The organism is Actinocorallia lasiicapitis, from assembly GCF_054778695.1.
Map to the genome: position 1 here is coordinate 1 of NZ_BAAGZI010000696.1, position 1,502 is coordinate 1,502.

Sequence of the window (1,502 nt, forward strand, 5' to 3'; positions counted from 1 at the left end):
CGGCCCGTTCCCCGGCCTGGACACCGCGCCCGTCGCGCCCCTGCCGGCGGAGTTGCGGCTGCGGCTGCTGCCGGGACCGCGCGCCGACTGGTTCACCGGCGAAGCCCTCGCCCTGCTCACCGGACGGCCGTACGAGGCGACGTCCGCGAGCAACCGGGTCGGGGTCCGGTTCACGGGACCGTCCCTGCCGCGTGCCCGCACGGGCGAGCTGCCGAGCGAGGGGATGCCGCTCGGCGCGGTGCAGGTGCCGCCCAGCGGGCTGCCGATCCTGTTCCTCGCCGACCATCCGACCACCGGCGGCTACCCGGTGATCGGCGTGGTCGACGAGCGGGACCTGCCGCTCGCGGCGCAGATCCGCCCAGGTCAGCGCGTTCGCTTCGGGAGATGCCGCGCTCTAGGGTGACTGCCATGGTTGATGTGATGCGGTCGATCGAGGACAGGGTGCTCTGGCTGGCGACGGCCATCGTGCACGACGCGAACCGGGTGCGGCCCAACCCGACCGGGCTGAAGGTCGGCGGGCACCAGGCGTCGTCCGCGTCGATGGTGTCGATCATGACCTCGCTCTGGTTCGGCCAGCTCACCGCCGAGGACAGGGTGTCGGTCAAACCGCACGCCTCGCCCGTCCTGCACGCGATCAACTATCTGCTCGGGGAGCTGCCCGAGCGGTATCTGACGACGCTGCGGCAGTTCGGCGGGCTGCAGAGCTATCCGAGCCGGATCAAGGACCCCGACCCCGTCGACTACTCGACCGGGTCGGTCGGCATCGGGGCGACCGCGCCGATCTGGGGCGCGATGGCCCGCCGGTATGTGGGGACGGCCGGGATCGGCCGCCAGTACTCGCTGGTCGGCGATGCCGAGCTGGACGAAGGCGCCGTCTGGGAGGCGATCCTCGATCCGGCCGTCGGGGAGCTCGGCGAGGTCGTGTGGATCGTCGACCTGAACCGGCAGTCGCTGGACCGGGTGGTGCCGAACATCTCGGCGGGACGGCTCCAGGGCATGTTCGACGCCGCCGGATGGCAGGTGCTGAACGTCAAGTACGGGCGGCTGCTGGAGGATCTGTTCACCCGGCCCGGCGGCGGGCGGCTCCGCGAACGCATCGACACCATGAGCAACCCCGAGTACCAGCGGCTGCTCCGCTGCCCCGCCGAGGAACTGCGCGAACGGCTCCCCGCGGGGGACCCGGCGATCGCCGGGCTGCTCGCCGACCTCGACGACGCCACCCTGCTGGCCGCGGTCCGCGACCTCGGCGGGCATGATCATCGGGCGCTCGCCGACGCCTACGCGCGGATCGACGACACCCGGCCGACCGTGATCTTCGCGTACACGGTGAAGGGGTACGGGCTGCCCACCCAGGGGCACCCGCAGAACCACTCGTCGCTGCTGACGTCCGAGCAGATGGGCGAACTGGCGGCGGCCCTGGGCGCCGATCAGGCCGACCCCTGGCGCGGGTTCGCCCCCGACTCGCCGGAGGGCGTGCTCTGCGCCGACACCGCCGCCCGGCT

At 72.7% G+C, this 1,502-nt stretch carries 2 protein-coding genes; both read left to right on the forward strand.

Annotated elements, in window-relative coordinates; genetic code table 11:
- Positions 1–403, forward strand: a 403-nt coding sequence (locus ACYVE7_RS33870) for a 5-oxoprolinase subunit C family protein (RefSeq protein WP_460370643.1), incomplete at its 5' end; no start/stop codon positions are given.
- A 5-nt stretch (positions 404–408) separates the two neighbouring features.
- Positions 409–1,502: thiamine pyrophosphate-dependent enzyme (locus ACYVE7_RS33875; RefSeq protein ID WP_460370644.1), on the forward strand; the 1,094-nt coding region annotated here is incomplete at its 3' end.